Genomic DNA, 14,637 nt, shown 5'->3' with positions numbered 1-14,637 from the left:
GTCGAACGCTTCTTCAATAAACTCAAGCAATTCAGAGGTATTGCCACTCGCTACGACAAAAACCCTCTGAATTTTCTGGCAGCCGTAAAGATCGTCGCCACCAGAATCTGGATCAAAGCGTTATGAGTCTACGGCCTAATTGCCTTGGCCGCATGGGGTGTGCCGGTCATCGCGGCGCTGCTCTTTGGCGCCTGGCAGTTGTCGCAACCGCAGGGGCCATCATTGAAGATCGCCTTGCTGAGCGACGACCGCTTCGCCGGGCGGATCTACAACCATCCCGAAGCCAATGGCGAAATCACCGCCGCCTTCACCGCGCAGATCGCCGAGGCCGGCAGGCAAAAGCCCGCTGCTATTGTCCTGCCGGAAAAGATGCTGGCTACCGGCACGGTGCTCACCTCAGACAGCATCATCGTCGCCGGGCTTGATGGTCGGGTAAAGAACATCGCCGCCCTCTATCAAGGCGCGCAGACCCGCCTCTATTTCAAGAAACGCATGGTGCCGGGACTGGAAGCCGAATACCGTCCGGGTCATGACGAACTGACCACGCAAGTCAACGGTCAGTCCGCCGGCGTCGCCATCTGCAAAGACATGGATTTCGCGCCGGACCTGCGCCTCTATGGCCAGCGCGATGTTGGGCTGATGCTGGTGCCGGCGTGGGATTTTGACCGCGACCGTTATCTGCATGGCCGCATGGCGGTGGTGCGCGGCGTCGAGAACGGCTTTGCCGTGGCCCGTTCAGCCTCGCAGGGACTGATGACCCTGAGCGACGCCCACGGCCGCATCGTCGCGGAAAAGCCTACGATCAATGCCCCGGCCATGCTGATCGGCGACCTGCCTACCGGGCGTGGTCACACGCTCTACAGCCGTATTGGCAATGTCTTTGCGCAAGGGATGCTGGTGTTGTGGTTGGGATTGCTGGCGTTGCTGTTCTGGCGGCGTGTGAAAAAGTAAGAAACCCCACCACCACTTCGCTTCGCTTGTGGTCCCCCTCCCCAGTAAAACTGGGGAGGTATAATTGAGGAATGAGCTTTCTTATACCTCCCCGGCTATGCCGGGGAGGGGGACCGCACGACGCGCGTCAGCGCTAGATGCGGTGGTGGGGTTTCTTACTTTGACTTTTATCCCCCAAACCGCTAACGCCTCCGGCCATGTCAAACACCCCCGAAACCGAAGCCCCACGCCGGCGCACCTTCGCCATCATCTCGCACCCGGACGCCGGTAAGACCACCCTGACCGAGCACCTGCTGCTGGCCGGCGGATCGATCCGCGCCGCCGGCCAGGTGCGGGCCCGTGGTGAAAACCGCCGCACGCGCTCCGACTGGATGAAGATCGAAAAGGAACGCGGCATCTCGGTTTCTTCCTCGGTCATGACCTTCGAGCACGACGGCAAGATGTTCAACCTGCTCGATACGCCGGGCCACGAAGACTTTTCGGAAGACACCTACCGCACGCTGACCGCCGCCGATGCCGCCGTCATGGTGCTCGACGCCGCCAAGGGCATCGAGCCGCAGACCCTCAAGCTGTTCGAAGTGTGCCGCCTGCGCGATATCCCCATCATCACCTTCATCAACAAGATGGACCGCGAGGCCGAAGACGCCCTGGCCCTGCTCGATGAGGTGGCCGCCAAGCTGCAACTCGACCCGTCACCGCTCTACTGGCCGGCCGGTTCGGGCAATCGGTTCCGTGGGATGCTGGAGCTGAAGACCGGCCTGTTTTATCCCTTCACCAAGCGCGACTCCGGCGCCGAATATGACCAGGGCCACGAAGGTCCGGCGCCGCTCGACGAGGCCGTCGCTAAGGGCTGGCTCTCGGCCGATGAACGCGCGGAACTGACGGATACCGCCGAACTGATCCAGGGTGGTTTCAAGTCGTTCGACGAGGAATCATTCCTCGAAGGCCATATGACGCCGGTGATCTTCGGCTCGGCCTTGCGCCACTACGGCGTCAACCAGCTTCTGGAAGCGATCGGCGGTTTCGCGCCGCCGCCAAAGACGGTCAAGGCGACCAAGGCTGGCGTCGATACGGTGGTCAGCCCGACAGAAAAGGAAGTCACCGGCTTCGTTTTTAAGGTCCAGGCCAATATGGACCCGAACCACCGCGACCGAATCGCCATGCTGAAACTGACCTCGGGCAAGTTCCAGCGCGGCATGAAGCTGAAGGTGCAGAACACCGGCAAGCAGCTTTCCGTCAATGCGCCGATCATGTTCTTCGCGTCGGACCGCGAACTGGCTGAGGATGCCTTTGGCGGCGATGTCATCGGCATTCCGAACCACGGCGTATTGCGCGTGGGTGACTCATTGTCGGAAAGCGGCACGATCCGCTTCGCCGGCCTGCCGAACTTCGCGCCGGAAATCCTCCAGCGCGTGCGCGTGAAAGATCCGCTCAAGGCCAAGCATCTGAAAAAGGCGCTGGAGAGCCTGGCCGAAGAAGGCGTGACGCAGTTGTTCCGCCCGTCGATCGGCTCGGACTTCATCGTCGGCGCCGTGGGGCAGCTCCAGTTCGAGGTCATGGCCGACCGCCTGGCCAATGAATACGGCCTGGAATGCGTGTTCGAGCCGTCGCCCTATGCCGAAGCGCGCTGGCTTGGCGGAGACGCGGCCAAGATCGAGGACTTTGCCTCGAAGTACCGTGCGCAGATGGGGACGGATATCGATGAGGCCCCGGTTTTTCTCGGCAAGTCGGGCTGGGAGATCAATTATGTCGCTGAGCGCTTCCCGGATGTGAGTTTCCAGCGGACGAAAGAGCGGGGCTAAACTCCTCCCCATTTCTTAAATGGGGAGGTGGCATTTGCGTCGCAAATGACGGAGGGGCGCCCCTCCACCGCTTCGCGGTCCCCCTCCCCACTTCGTAGGGAGGAGATTAACTCGCCATCTGCCACCCGCTTCTTACAATCAGCGCGCCGAGCACAAACCACGAAGCTGCGAACAGCGTCATCCGTATGCTGATTCTGTTGACCAGTGACTGCCACAGCGAATGCGCCACGCGGATGCCGACATAAAGCCAGGCCAGGGCGACATTGATCGGGTCCGCCTGGCCCAGCAGCACGATCACGATGACCACGGCATAGAAAAGCGGCGGGGCTTCGGTCAGGTTATTGTAGTTGGCGGCCGGATTGAGCGCCCAGTCCGGCAGCTTCCGCATGGTGGAATAGGTCGCGGTATCCGGCGTCACGCCAGCCTGTTTGAAGGCCCGCATTCGGGACATATAAAGCCACATCATCATGGTGAAATGCAGGACGCCCATGGCCAGTATGGCGGCCAGCATCCCTTTTCCGGCTTCGGTCATTGGCAATCTCCTTTCAGTCTATTCTGCCGGTATTTGCCCTGTTTGGCCATGCCGGCCGTAAATCGTGGATAACCGTTCCCTTCGGCACTGCCTTTGCAATTGTCCATAAAACGCCGAACGGAGCGTATCGTCCTGATACGCTTTTCGCTTCGGACGCGATGGACAAGCGATGTTTGAATTTGGCCGTGAACTGAGGCGCATTTTTCGTAACCACGGCCGGGTCGATGCCGATCCCAGTCTTTACGAACTGATGAACCTGCAACTGCTGATCACGCAAGGCCGCCAGCTCGATATCGAAGGTGGCCGCGTCTCGACCAAGAACCGCTTCGCGCCCTATCTCGAAGCCGCCCAGGTCTGGCGCGAATATGGCCGCCGCACGGGTGATCCGGTGGCGCTGCGCCGCGCCGCCTCCGCCGCCGAAAACGCCGGCAAGGAAGCCAAGACGGCCGCCGAGGCCGCCATTGCCGCGCTGGAACAGGCGCAGACCTGCATCCTGTCTTCCGATCTCTATGAAACCCACGACCTGCTGAATTCCGCCGAGGAGCTGCTGGCCGGGGGCCGCGCCGCCATCCAGGACGATGAAGCCATTCGTGCCCGTTTCAACCGCGTGGAGGCGCAACTGGCCGCCCGTCTGGCGGTGAAACAGGGCGTCGGCGAAGACCTAGAACTGGCCCTGCTGGCCATGTCGCATATCGATCGCGCCGTCGAGCGCGCCGACAAGCGCGTGCAGCAGACCCATGCCGCCGCCGACAAGATCGAGGCGGCGCAGGCCCGCTATGAACGTGCTGACCTCTTGACCCTGGTGGGGCTCGACCGCTGCGATTCCGCGCTGATGGCGGCGGTGATCAAGGATTTCGAGGCGCTTCAGGCGCGCTTCGATCCGGCCTATGAGCCGGTGACGTGGTCGCGCGTCAATCTGCGCCTGGGTATGGCCATGGTATGGAAGGGCGAGATCGAGGGCAATCCGGGGGTGATCTCGGAAGGCATTTCACTGCTCAGCACAGAGGACGAGCCGGTTGATTTCGAGCATTCGCCGCTTGACTGGGTGGCGCACAAGCAGGCCCTGGCCATGGGGTTGCAGGCCCTGGCCGAACTGACGCTCAACCAGCAGATCTATGAAAAGGCCATGCAGGTCTATGACCTAGCGCTGAAGCGGCCGCTGCAAAAGGGCCTGTCGCTGCGCGGGCAACTGATCAACAACCGCGCCGCCTGTCTGGCCAAGCACGCCGAACTGAAGGGCGATCTCCAGTCGCTCGATCAGGCCGAAGCCGATTTCAAGGCCGAACTGCGCGCCTGCAAGCCGGAGCATGATCCGGTCGGCTGGGCGATCCTGCAAACCAATCTGGCGCGGCTCTATGTGGCGCGCGGCGATATCACCGGTTTCATGATGGAACGCACCGAAGCGGCCTATGCGCTGGAAGCGGCGCTGGAAATCTTCGACGAGCAGCACCTGAAAAGCCTCTCGAAGGGCGCGCAGGCCCAGCTCGATCGCGTGCGCGAACAGGCGTAAAACATATTGTCCCTTGATGCGCTTTTGCCGGAAGATTCCGGCGGGGCGCCATGGAGGACATGATCATGATCGTAACGACCTCGAAAGGGCTGGCGCGCGACAGCGTGCTGAAGCCCGGTGAAACCACCCTGACCGATGCCGCCGGCCTGCCGTTTACGCCGGAAAACCGCGAACGGCACGGTTCGGAATATGTGCCGACCGGCATTGACGATGCCCACCATGTGCACAGCGGCGCCGCGCTCGATATCGATGCCGCCGACATGCCGGAAGCGGGTGCTGTGGCGGTGCATGACACGGACGAAGACCTGCTCGCCGGTGAGCGTGAAACCCCGATCGCGGATGATACGGGACCGGTGCGGTGAGCCGATACGACATTGACCGGCTGATCCTGACGCCGGACGATATCGACCTGTCGCGCTCGCCCCTGGCCGGGCATTTAAAGGCCGAAACCTATGTGCTGGGCGCCTTTAATCCCGGCCTGACCCGGCTGGCCAATGGCAATCTGCTGCTGATGGTACGCGTCGCCGAAGCGCTGCGGACGCCGATCTTCGATAATCATGTCCATTCCATCCGCTGGGATGAGGGCCGGTATGGCCTCGATCCCTGGCCGCTGGACCTGGTCGATACCGCCGATCCGCGCGTCTTCAAGCTGCGCGGCGGCGGATGGCGGATCATCGCCCTGACCTCGCTTTCGTGGCTCCTGCCGGTCGAGCTGTCGCCGGATGGGCTCTCTGTGGTGGCCATGCACTATGAAAAGGCGGTGGCGCCGGGAAACAGCCTGCAATGTTACGGCATAGAAGACCCGCGCATATCGCGGGTGGACGGGCGCTTCCTGATGACGACCTGTTCGATCAGCCCGGAGCGGCAATCGACCACGCTGTATAGTTCTCAGAATGGTCTCGACTGGGTGTTCGAGGATATTTTGCTCGATCACCAGAACAAGGACATGCTGATCTTCGAGGGGCGGATCAACGGCGAATACTGGGCGCAGACGCGGCCGCTCGGTGATCTCTATTTCGCCTATCCGCCGGGCAGTAACTGGCGCGCCGGGCCTTCGATCAACCTCGCCACGTCGAAGGACGGGCTCTATTGGAAGCCCTGCCGCAAGCCGGGGATAAGGCCGCATTCGGGCACTGTGGCGACGGCGCGCATGGGCGGCGGCGCTCCTCCGATCCTTACCGCCGATGGCTGGCTCAGCCTGTGGCATGGTGTCGAGCCGAAGGAGATTATCGGCATTTACCGCACCTACTGGTCGCTGCTGGACAGGGACGATCCGGGCCGGATCATCCGCACCAGTCATGCGCCGCTAATCGAGGCGAATGCGGACCTGACCCATTCGATCGAGGACCAGGTCTATATCCGCGACGTGGTGTTTACCACCGGGATGGTTGATGGCGGTGACCATTACATCGTGGCGTCGGGTGAGGGCGACCTGGCTTGCCGGATCACCCATGTTCCGAAGTCGGTTTTTGCTGAGGAGGCAGCGGAAGCTTAAGGTCTCCCCCTCTTGGAGGGGAGCTTCGCTTCATCGCTTGCGATGAAGGGGAGAGGGGGTAAATACGGCGCGTGTAACCTTACCCCCTCTTGAAAATCGCGTGCCGCAATTTCCAAGCTCCCCCTCCAAGAGGGGGAGATTTTTTAAGCTAACTCACCGGCCTTAGCCGATAATGCCCAACACCCCATTCCGAACCGCCGGCATGGCCCCACAGCCCGGCGGTGGCCAGGAAGAACAGCCGCCAGCGCCGGCGCCAGATATGGGCGTCCTTGCCATAGACGGATTTCAATATCGGTTCGATCTGCGCCTGGCTGGCATCGAAATTCTCCAGCCAGTCCATGGCGGTGCGGCGGTAATTTTCGCCCGACCAGCGCCATTCGGCCTCGACCGTGAACAGGTCGGGGAAGCGATGCGGCAGATCCTGCGCCGGCATGATCCCGCCGGTGAAGAAGTATTTGCCGATCCAGTCATCAGCGTCGGCCTCATGATTGAAACGATAGGAATGGGCCTTCGAGGTGAAGACGTGCAGGAACAGGGCGCCGTTCGCTTTCAGCCAGGTGCGGGCGCGCGCCAGCAGTTCGCGCCAGTTCGACATGTGTTCGAACATCTCGACGCTGACGATGCGGTCAAACATCAGGTGCGTGGTGAAATCGTTCATGTCGGCGGTGAGGACCGTCAGGTTGGTCAGTTTGCGCAGGATCGCCTGGCGCTCGATATAGTCGCGCTGGGAATGCGAATTGGAGACCGAAATGATGCGGGCATTCGGATAGGTTTCGGCCATGTAAAGCGACAGCGAGCCCCAGCCGCAGCCCAGCTCGAGGATGGTCTGGCCGTCCTTCAGGTCGGCGTGGCGGCAGGTCTCTTCCAGGGCCAGGACCTCGGCCTCGTCGAGAGTGGTGTTGTCCGACGGGTAGAGGCAGCAGGAATATTTGCGCCGCGCCCCCAGGATATAGCCGAAGAAGCGGTCGGGGATTTCATAGTGCTGGGCATTGGCGGCCTCGGCATGGACGGCGATCGGATAGTCGTTCATGGCGGCCACGAACGCCTCTTCCGGGGGGGCGGATTGCGCGATCTTTCGTTTGCTGCGGCCGACCAGGAAATCGATGGCGGCCAGGGTCACGGCGTTCGGCAGGGGGGCGCGTTCGGCAAGCGTGGTAGCGAGGTTCATGATCGGCTCTTTGGGGGTAAGGGAAAGAAGGCTGAGGTGCGGGCGGCGTAGTCATCGAATGCCTGGCCGCGCGTTTCGCGCATGTGCTTTTCGAGCGGCGGAATGCCGGAGACATAAACGAGCAGGATATACATCTGGACCGGCGCCAGCATGGCCAGCCAGCCGAACGGACCGGACAGGGCGATCACTGCCCAGCCGCACCAGCCCAGCCACTCGAAGAAATAGTTCGGATGGCGCGACCAGCGCCACAGGCCGATATTGGCCACCGCTTTTTTGTGTGTCTTGCCAAAGGCGCGGAGTTGGGCATCGGCCACGCCTTCGCCAATGAAGGCGATGAGCAGAATGACGATGCCGATCAGGTCTGTGACGGCCGGGAAGGGCGCCGGACTGATGGCGGCGAAGCGCACGGCCATCACCAGGACAAAGGCGGCGATCGCCTGCGCCTGCAACATGCCGAAGAGATAGACCGGCCAGTCCTTCGGATGATCGGCCTTTATGGCGGCGTAGCGCGGATCGTCCTCGCCTTCATGAGTGCGCGCGGCGATATGCAGGCCCAGCCGCAAGGCCCAGACTGCGACCAGCACGCCGAGGCAGAGGCGGCGCAGGTCATTGGCGCCTTCGGCCGGCAGCAGGGCCGCCGCGATCCCGCCGGCGCCGACCGCGAAGGTCCAGAGGGTGTCGATCCAGCCGCTCTTGCCGGTCAGCAATTGCACGGCTGTGGCCGCCATCATGATGAGGCTTATGCCGGCGGCGAGGCCGATCAGGACGATAATATTGGAGGACAGGGGCATGGGCATTTCCGTGTGACCTGCCATGGCTTACGGAGGGCGCGTGCCATCGGTTCACGCCGGAGGTTGAAAAAATCGCCGCCTGATCCGGTGCGCGGTTGCGTGCGTATTCTGTTCATGGCTGGCTAAAATCGGAGCGATCCATGCGACTGATAATCCTGATGGCCGGGCTCGTCTTGGCGGGCTTTACCCCTTCTGCATATGCTATGTCGCCGCAGGGCGACTGGGCGCGTGGCGACGGCAAGGCGCGGGTGCGCATCGCGCCGTGCGGCGAGGACATATGCGCCGTCAATACCTGGATTCGACCGGGCACGAAGGATGAAAAAACCGGCGACCGCCTGGTGATGACGATCACCGACCAGGGCGACGGCAAGTGGACCGGCAAGGCTTACGATCCGCAGCGCCGCCTGCATTACCGGCTGAAGATGCAGGTGGCCGAAAACACCATGACGACGACCGGCTGTGTGCTGGGTGGCTTGATCTGCAAGGGCGTCGACTGGACACGAATTGAGAGCTAAGCGGACTTTCCGGGTGCGCGCTCGAAATCCGCTTTTTGTGCCGCGAACGCCCGCTGGTAGGCGGGCCGGGACTCGCCGCGCGCCACATAGGCGGCGAGGTTTGGGAACTCGTCCAGCAGGCCCGATGGCCGCAGCCTCAGCAGGACCGACACCATCATCAGGTCGCCCGCGCTGAAGGCGCCGTCTAGCCACTCATCGTCGCCCAGGCGGGCAGACGGCGGCTTCAACCGGTCACGGATGCGGTCCTGGACCAGTGGCAGGCGTGCCTCGGCCCAGGGCTTGTCGCGTTCGATAATCCGGGCGGTCACCAGGTCAAGGATCGGCGGCTCCACCGTATTGGTCGCGGCGAACATCCAGGTGATGGCTCGTGCCCGACCATTTGCATCCTGTGGCAGCAGGCCGGGATGCTGTTCGGCAATATGGAGGACGATCGATCCGGTCTCAAACAGGACAAGGTCGCCGCACTCATAGGTGGGAATCTGGCCGAAAGGGTGCCGCGCCAGGTGCGCGGGCTGCTTCATGGTCTCGAAGGAGAGATGACGGACCTCATAGGGCTGGCCGGTTTCCTCCAGCGCCCAGCGCACGCGGGTATCGCGGGCCAGGCCACGGCCGCCATCGGGTGAACGTTCAAAAGCGGTAATGACGGGCGGCATCGGCAGGCTCCGGATTGGTGTACCGATTAAGGCGCGCCATGAGGATCAAGTCAATCGCCGTCATCCGCTCCCGGTGGCGTCAGGCGGATGCTGCGCCGGGCCAGGGCCTCGCGCAGCAGCATTTCAAGCTGGGCATTGGTCGAGCGTAGTTCGGACGCGGCCAGGCGCTCGACTGCCGCCAGGACGTCCGGCGGCAGTCGCAGGGGATAGGCTTTCTTGCCGGGCGAGGCCATCAGAGCACTTTCCGAAAAGTGTGACGCACTTTTCGGATTAAAAAGTGCGTCAAAGTAAAGAGCTAGAGCATAGATCCGATTCAGTCGGATCTATGCTCTAGCCGTAAAGTGTGCCGGTATTGACCACCGGCTGGACTTCCCGATCGGCGCACAGCACGACCAGCAGGTTTGACACCATCGACGCCTTGCGCTCCTCGTCGAGATCAACGACGCCGCGCTGCGACAACTGCTCCAGGGCCATTTCGACCATGCCGACGGCGCCGGCGACGATCTTCTGGCGGGCGGCAATCACTGCCTCGGCCTGCTGGCGCTTGAGCATGGCGCCGGCGATTTCCGGCGCATAGGCCAGGTGCATCAGGTGGGCTTCATCGACCGCCACGCCGGCCACCGCCACGCGCGCCTGCAAATCCTCTTTCAGCCGGGCGCCGACGATATCGGCGTCATCGCGCAAGGTTGGCTGGCCGTCATCGGCGTGATCGTAGGCATACTGGCGCGCCGTTTCGCGCAGGGCTGTCTCGATCTGGATATTGACGAAGGCGGCATAGTCATCGACATCGAACAAAGCCTGCGCCGAATCCGCGACGTGCCAGACGATATTGGCGGCGATCTCGATCGGATTACCGCGCTGGTCATTGACCTTCAGGGCTTCGCTGGTGACGTTGCGGACGCGCAGGGACACCTTGCGGCGACCGTACCAGAAAGGCACCCAGCGCAGGCCTGTGTTGCGGTCGCTGCCCTTGTAATTACCGAAGACGGTGAGCGCCACGGTCTGGTTGGGCTGGACGGTGTAGAAGCCCATCAGCAGGAAGAGCGCCGTCAGGGCCGGGGGTATGGCCCACAGCGGCATCCGCATGACGGCGGCGATGACGGTCGCCGCCACGAGCGCCAGGAAGACCAGCAGCATCACGCCGCCATTGCCGCTTTCGCCGGAGCGTTCGCGGGTACTGTTTATCGGTTGATCGTTCATCTCAGCCTCCCTTAAACATCCATTTCCTTGACGACAAATCCCTTGCCGAGCACCTTCGGCCGTATGCTGAGGATGCGGTGCGTCTTCTGTTTGCGCAGAAGGAAATTTTCCACGACCACGCCGTTGGGGTCGTGCGCAGAACTGTAGTTCAGAATCTCCCAGCCCTGCGCCACCAGTTCGCTCAGGGGCCTGCTGTCATCGGTCATGTCACCCTCCAAAAGTTATATCAAAGTGATATCACTTTTGGCGCGGCAGGTCCACTTGTTTCGGTCGGGGGAAATTACGCCGGCGGATTATGCTTCAGCAGGAAGCCCATCATGGCTTCGAGGGTCTGGACGCGTGACGCCTCGCGTGACAGCCAGTGGTCCTCGTGGTCGGTTGCCACCAGTTCGACATCCTTGCCGGCGCGTTTCAGGGCATCATAAATCTGCTGGCTCTGATCGAACGGCACGACCACATCGTCCTTGCCGTGGATCAGCATGACCGGCACGGTAATATCGGCCACATGGCTGAGCGGGGAGATTTCCGCCAGCCGGCTGTCATCGCCCATGAACCGCTTCCAGTACAACATGCCGTAGCTGTCGCCATCGAAGCCCTCGCGCTCACGGCGGTAGTCGAGGAAGGTCTTGAGGTTCGACAGGCCGGAGATCGACACGGCGCAGTTATAGACGCCCGTTTGCAGGGAAACCCCGGCCAGGGCCGCATAGCCGCCATAGGAGCCGCCGGCGATGGCGACCCGCTTCGGATCGACCATGCCTTCCTTTGCCAGATATGCTACGCCATCGGACAGGTCAGTCTGCATCTTGCGGCCGAATTCGCCATAGCCCTTCGCGGTGTAGTCCTTCCCGTAGCCGGCTGAACCGCGGTAATTGGGCTGGAGCACGACATAGCCGCGCGAGGCGATGGCCTGGGATATCCAGTCGAAGTCCCCGGCGTCAAAGGCTTCCGGACCACCATGCGGCAGGACGACAAGCGGGCAGTTTTTCGCCTCGCGGTGCGGCGGCAGGGTGACCCAGGCGGGGATGTCCAAACCGTCGGCGGCCTTATACTGGATATAGGTTTTCTGTGCCACCCAATCGCCGGGCAGGTCGGGATAGGCGGAGCCGATCTCCTTGAAATCGCCGGTGGTGAAATCGAAGAAATAATAGGTGCCGGCATCGCCTGCACCCTCGGTGAATACCAGCACCTTGCGTGGATCCTCGGCAAAGGCAAGCATCTGGTTGAGCTGGCCGGGCAGGGCGTCGGTGATCAGGGCCGGCAGACGCTTCATCACCGCGTCGTAGAAGGTCCAGGTCTCGATCGAGCCGCTGTTGCCGAAGCCGGCCAGCAGATAGGTCTGCGGATGGTAGATCGGGTAGTTGTCGCTGCCCTTGAGGTCCAGAGGCGTGCGGTTGCCGCTGAAGTCGTATTCGAAGAAACGGCCGGTATCTTCGCCGCTGTTGAACTTGATCAGGACCGATTGCGCCGTGCGTCCCAGGCCCCACAGGCCCGGCATGTCATATTTGGCGTCGACACTGAGCAGGGTCTGCCAGCCCTTGTCGCCTTTTACGCTGACCGTCCATTTCTTGGTGTCGTCATCATACACGCTCTTGGCGGCCACCGTGCCGTCGGCGCGGACGATCCAGTTCTGCACTGGCCGCGAATCGACGTCGAGCTTGAAGCCGCGGCCGGTCGTGGTGCCGAAGGCGTAAAGGCAGCGGTCAATGGTCTCGGTGGCGGTACTGCCGCCATCCGCCGTGCCTATGCCTTCCGGGCGTTTTAAACCGGAGGCGGTGATGCGATAGCCGTCTTCCGCCTTGATCCGGTAAAAGTCGCCGGTAACAATGGAGGTGGGGACGCCGGTCACATTGGCATAGAGCTGGATGCGTTTGCCGGCCGGCACGTCAAGCACCAGGCCGTAGGACTGCTCATACTTGCTGCCGTAATAGATTTCGGTATTCGAGGTGACGACCAGGATATGGCTGTTGTCCGCCCACATGACTTCCCGCAGCTTGTCACCGGCGATCGCGGCGGCAGCGGCCTTGCCGGTGGTCAGGTCGTAATCGAAAACAATACGTTCCCCGTTCTTTTCCATGATCATGGCGATGCGTTTGGCATCCGGTGACAAGGCCACCTTTTCGACGGCGGGCAGCTTGCCATAGACGGTAAGCGGTGGCGGCGCAGGAGTGGCGCCAGTTGTTTGGGCAAGCGCCCGGTTCCACAGGCTGAGCGTCGAAACGCCACCCAGGGCCGTAACAAAAAAACGACGTGAAATCTGGCTGTGTGATGCCATATGGATCCCCCCCGGAAAATGTCCTGCTCGATCTGCGTGGCAGGTTATGGACAAAGGGTATGCTATTCCGCATCCCGATGCAATCCATGATGGTGATCATTGACCGGACTATAGCGCCCTGCGGCAAAAATGAACTGTCCGCTATTCCCTGTAGACTGTCTTCAATTTTTCAAGTGTCGCCTGGGCGGCTGCCGGATCGGCGGTTTCATTGGCATCGTTCCAGCCGAAAGCTTCGTCTGGGCCGAAGTCCTGCACCACTATGCCGTCACGACGGGCCAGGACGCCGACACCCTCATGATAGAAACCGTAGTGGACGCCTTGCTGCGGGGTCAGCCAGACGATCTGGCCGCGGATGGGAATGACGCTTTCATCGCGCCACAGGGCGCGGGCGCCGTAGCCGGTGCAGTTGATGGCGACCTTTTCCTTCAGTCTGGAGAGATCGGACGGCTCATGAAATTCCATGTATTCAAAACGCCCGCCGGCCAGCAGGAAATCAGTCTCAAGCTGGCGACCGTAATCGGCGATATTGAAGGAGAGGTTGGCGGCGCGCCGCACCTGCGCGGCGGCAAACGGCGCGGTTTCCGGTGCCACGGGGCCGGAGTGCGGCATCAGGCCCTGAAGGCGGTCGTTCAGAGAGGCAAAACCGGGATCAAAAGTGTCAGTGGGTTCAGGGGCGGCCGGCTGGGTTTCCGGTTCCGGATTGCGCAGGATGTAGTAATCGATCCATTCCACCGGATTGCCGGCGCTGCCGACATAGCTTTCGTGCAGGGCGGCGGCGATGCGCGCCATGCGTTCCCAGCGGACGGGGAAATCGGCCGGCATGGCGGCGGTTTGTGCCACGCGCGAATCCGGCGACCAGATGCCGGTGGCGCGCGCCGAGCGGACAAACGGAAAGCGCTCCTTCGCATAGATGGTGACCTCGGCCCCGGCGCGCTGGGCGGTGATGGCGGCGGTCAGGCCGAGCGCACCGGCGCCGATGACGGCAATCTTTTTTGGCGAGGACTGCATGGCCAGCCAGACGGCTTCTGCGGCCGAGCCCCAGGAGAGCGACCAGCCGCTGCCGCCATGGCCGTAATTATGGATGACCTGTTTGCGCCCGACGGTTTCGCTTTCGATGCGCGGACCGGCGGCGCGGAAGGGGCGCAGGCAGACCGTGGTGCGGAACACCTGCGCCGGATCGGTGCGGATCGGGATCAGCGGCGGCTCGGCCGCCAGGGCTATTCGGGGCGCCGTTAGCGGGGTCAGCACGGCGGCGGCCAGGCCGGTGCGGATAAGCGTACGTCGGTCGGTCGTTCTGGCCATAGGCTCCCCCATCTGTAAGCGCCGGCACCCTATACGACGGTATCATGCGGCGACAAGCCCAAGGACTATGGGATAGGGAATGGTCACAAAAAAATGACCAGCTAGATGTTGTGGTATTGGGTCGAAGCAACAAACCCACCACCACGCCATGAAGACTGGCGCAGTCCCCCTTCGCGGCAAGCCGGGGAGGTATAAGGTGGAGGATGATCGCTTTAAACCAGCGTACCGTGGCAGTGCTTGAACTTGGCACCTGAGCCGCCCAAAGGGCGAAGCCCGTCTGGCTAAAAATTTGCGGCTCAGACGAGCGTGCCGTGGCACGTGCTTGAACTTGGCGCCTGAGCCGCCCAAAGGGCGAAGCCCGTCTGGCTAAAAATTTGCGGGTCAGACGAGCGTACCGTGGCAATGCTTGAACTTGGCACCTGAGCCGCCCAAAGGGCGAAGCCCGT

At 62.2% G+C, this 14,637-nt stretch carries 17 protein-coding genes and 1 pseudogene; 7 read left to right on the top strand and 11 right to left on the bottom strand.

From position 1 onward, the window contains the following. The 3 genes and pseudogenes from ACTHND_RS08345 to ACTHND_RS08335 form a co-directional block, all read left to right on the top strand. A pseudogene (locus tag ACTHND_RS08345) lies at positions 1-126 on the top strand (IS5/IS1182 family transposase); the annotation flags it as partial. Between the two features lie 18 nt (positions 127-144). After that, on the top strand, positions 145-951 hold the full coding sequence (locus ACTHND_RS08340; RefSeq protein WP_440177485.1) for a hypothetical protein: 807 nt from the start codon (positions 145-147) through the stop codon (positions 949-951). 197 nt (positions 952-1,148) lie between these two features. Continuing rightward, positions 1,149-2,753: a peptide chain release factor 3 gene (locus ACTHND_RS08335; protein ID WP_440177484.1), complete on the top strand. Its 1,605-nt coding sequence runs from the start codon at positions 1,149-1,151 to the stop codon at positions 2,751-2,753. Between the two features lie 106 nt (positions 2,754-2,859). On the opposite strand, the gene ACTHND_RS08330 is transcribed toward ACTHND_RS08335, so the two are convergent. Then, positions 2,860-3,285 carry an MAPEG family protein gene (locus ACTHND_RS08330; protein WP_440177483.1) on the bottom strand — a complete coding sequence of 142 codons (426 nt, stop codon included), beginning with the start codon at positions 3,283-3,285 and terminating at the stop codon, positions 2,860-2,862. A gap of 169 nt (positions 3,286-3,454) precedes the next feature. Between ACTHND_RS08330 and ACTHND_RS08325 the strand changes: the two genes are divergently transcribed. The 3 genes from ACTHND_RS08325 to ACTHND_RS08315 are packed head-to-tail and all read left to right on the top strand — an operon-like array spanning position 3,455 to position 6,290. Further along, positions 3,455-4,795 (top strand): hypothetical protein, encoded by a 1,341-nt coding sequence (locus ACTHND_RS08325; RefSeq protein WP_440177482.1) that lies wholly within the window; start codon positions 3,455-3,457, stop codon positions 4,793-4,795. A 50-nt stretch (positions 4,796-4,845) separates the two neighbouring features. Continuing rightward, the gene (locus ACTHND_RS08320) at positions 4,846-5,157 is read left to right on the top strand and encodes a hypothetical protein (protein ID WP_440177481.1); all 312 of its coding nucleotides are present in this window, start codon (positions 4,846-4,848) and stop codon (positions 5,155-5,157) included. After that, positions 5,154-6,290 carry a glycosidase gene (locus ACTHND_RS08315; protein WP_440177480.1) on the top strand — a complete coding sequence of 379 codons (1,137 nt, stop codon included), beginning with the start codon at positions 5,154-5,156 and terminating at the stop codon, positions 6,288-6,290. The genes ACTHND_RS08320 and ACTHND_RS08315 overlap by 4 nt, the downstream gene beginning before the upstream one ends. A gap of 148 nt (positions 6,291-6,438) precedes the next feature. Here ACTHND_RS08315 and ACTHND_RS08310 read toward each other — a convergent pair whose 3' ends face one another. Both ACTHND_RS08310 and ACTHND_RS08305 read right to left on the bottom strand, forming a co-directional pair. Continuing rightward, complete coding sequence (locus ACTHND_RS08310) at positions 6,439-7,458, bottom strand: SAM-dependent methyltransferase (RefSeq protein ID WP_440177479.1); 1,020 nt, start codon at positions 7,456-7,458, stop codon at positions 6,439-6,441. Then, on the bottom strand, positions 7,455-8,249 hold the full coding sequence (locus tag ACTHND_RS08305; RefSeq protein ID WP_440177478.1) for a DUF1295 domain-containing protein: 795 nt from the start codon (positions 8,247-8,249) through the stop codon (positions 7,455-7,457). Before ACTHND_RS08305 ends, ACTHND_RS08310 begins: the two co-directional genes overlap by 4 nt. A gap of 140 nt (positions 8,250-8,389) precedes the next feature. On the opposite strand from ACTHND_RS08305, the gene ACTHND_RS08300 reads away from it, so the two are divergent. Beyond that, positions 8,390-8,764 carry a DUF2147 domain-containing protein gene (locus ACTHND_RS08300; RefSeq protein ID WP_440177477.1) on the top strand — a complete coding sequence of 125 codons (375 nt, stop codon included), beginning with the start codon at positions 8,390-8,392 and terminating at the stop codon, positions 8,762-8,764. Here the strand turns inward: ACTHND_RS08300 and ACTHND_RS08295 are convergent. The 8 genes from ACTHND_RS08295 to ACTHND_RS08260 all read right to left on the bottom strand — a co-directional run bounded on the left by ACTHND_RS08295 (position 8,761) and on the right by ACTHND_RS08260 (position 14,623). Then, positions 8,761-9,417 carry a glutathione S-transferase family protein gene (locus ACTHND_RS08295; RefSeq protein ID WP_440177476.1) on the bottom strand — a complete coding sequence of 219 codons (657 nt, stop codon included), beginning with the start codon at positions 9,415-9,417 and terminating at the stop codon, positions 8,761-8,763. The two genes, ACTHND_RS08300 and ACTHND_RS08295, sit on opposite strands and share 4 nt — an antisense overlap. Positions 9,418-9,467: 50 nt before the next feature. Beyond that, on the bottom strand, positions 9,468-9,650 hold the full coding sequence (locus ACTHND_RS08290; RefSeq protein WP_440177475.1) for a hypothetical protein: 183 nt from the start codon (positions 9,648-9,650) through the stop codon (positions 9,468-9,470). Positions 9,651-9,747: 97 nt separating this feature from the next. Further along, complete coding sequence (locus ACTHND_RS08285) at positions 9,748-10,617, bottom strand: SPFH domain-containing protein (RefSeq protein WP_440177474.1); 870 nt, start codon at positions 10,615-10,617, stop codon at positions 9,748-9,750. 11 nt (positions 10,618-10,628) lie between these two features. Beyond that, positions 10,629-10,823 (bottom strand): hypothetical protein, encoded by a 195-nt coding sequence (locus ACTHND_RS08280; protein WP_440177473.1) that lies wholly within the window; start codon positions 10,821-10,823, stop codon positions 10,629-10,631. 74 nt (positions 10,824-10,897) lie between these two features. Next, positions 10,898-12,889 (bottom strand): alpha/beta hydrolase family protein, encoded by a 1,992-nt coding sequence (locus ACTHND_RS08275; RefSeq protein WP_440177472.1) that lies wholly within the window; start codon positions 12,887-12,889, stop codon positions 10,898-10,900. 141 nt (positions 12,890-13,030) lie between these two features. Beyond that, complete coding sequence (locus tag ACTHND_RS08270) at positions 13,031-14,191, bottom strand: FAD-dependent oxidoreductase (RefSeq protein ID WP_440177471.1); 1,161 nt, start codon at positions 14,189-14,191, stop codon at positions 13,031-13,033. Positions 14,192-14,403: 212 nt separating this feature from the next. Beyond that, positions 14,404-14,454 (bottom strand): SEC-C metal-binding domain-containing protein, encoded by a 51-nt coding sequence (locus tag ACTHND_RS08265; protein WP_369682527.1) that lies wholly within the window; start codon positions 14,452-14,454, stop codon positions 14,404-14,406. A gap of 118 nt (positions 14,455-14,572) precedes the next feature. Further along, complete coding sequence (locus tag ACTHND_RS08260; RefSeq protein WP_369682527.1) at positions 14,573-14,623, bottom strand: SEC-C metal-binding domain-containing protein; 51 nt, start codon at positions 14,621-14,623, stop codon at positions 14,573-14,575. Positions 14,624-14,637: the final 14 nt, after the last annotated feature.

Origin of the sequence: Asticcacaulis sp. (assembly GCF_051954415.1) — a bacterium.
Lineage (GTDB): Bacteria > Pseudomonadota > Alphaproteobacteria > Caulobacterales > Caulobacteraceae > Asticcacaulis.
Note: the sequence above shows the minus strand (reverse complement) of the source record. Positions and strands in the feature narration are given on the sequence as shown.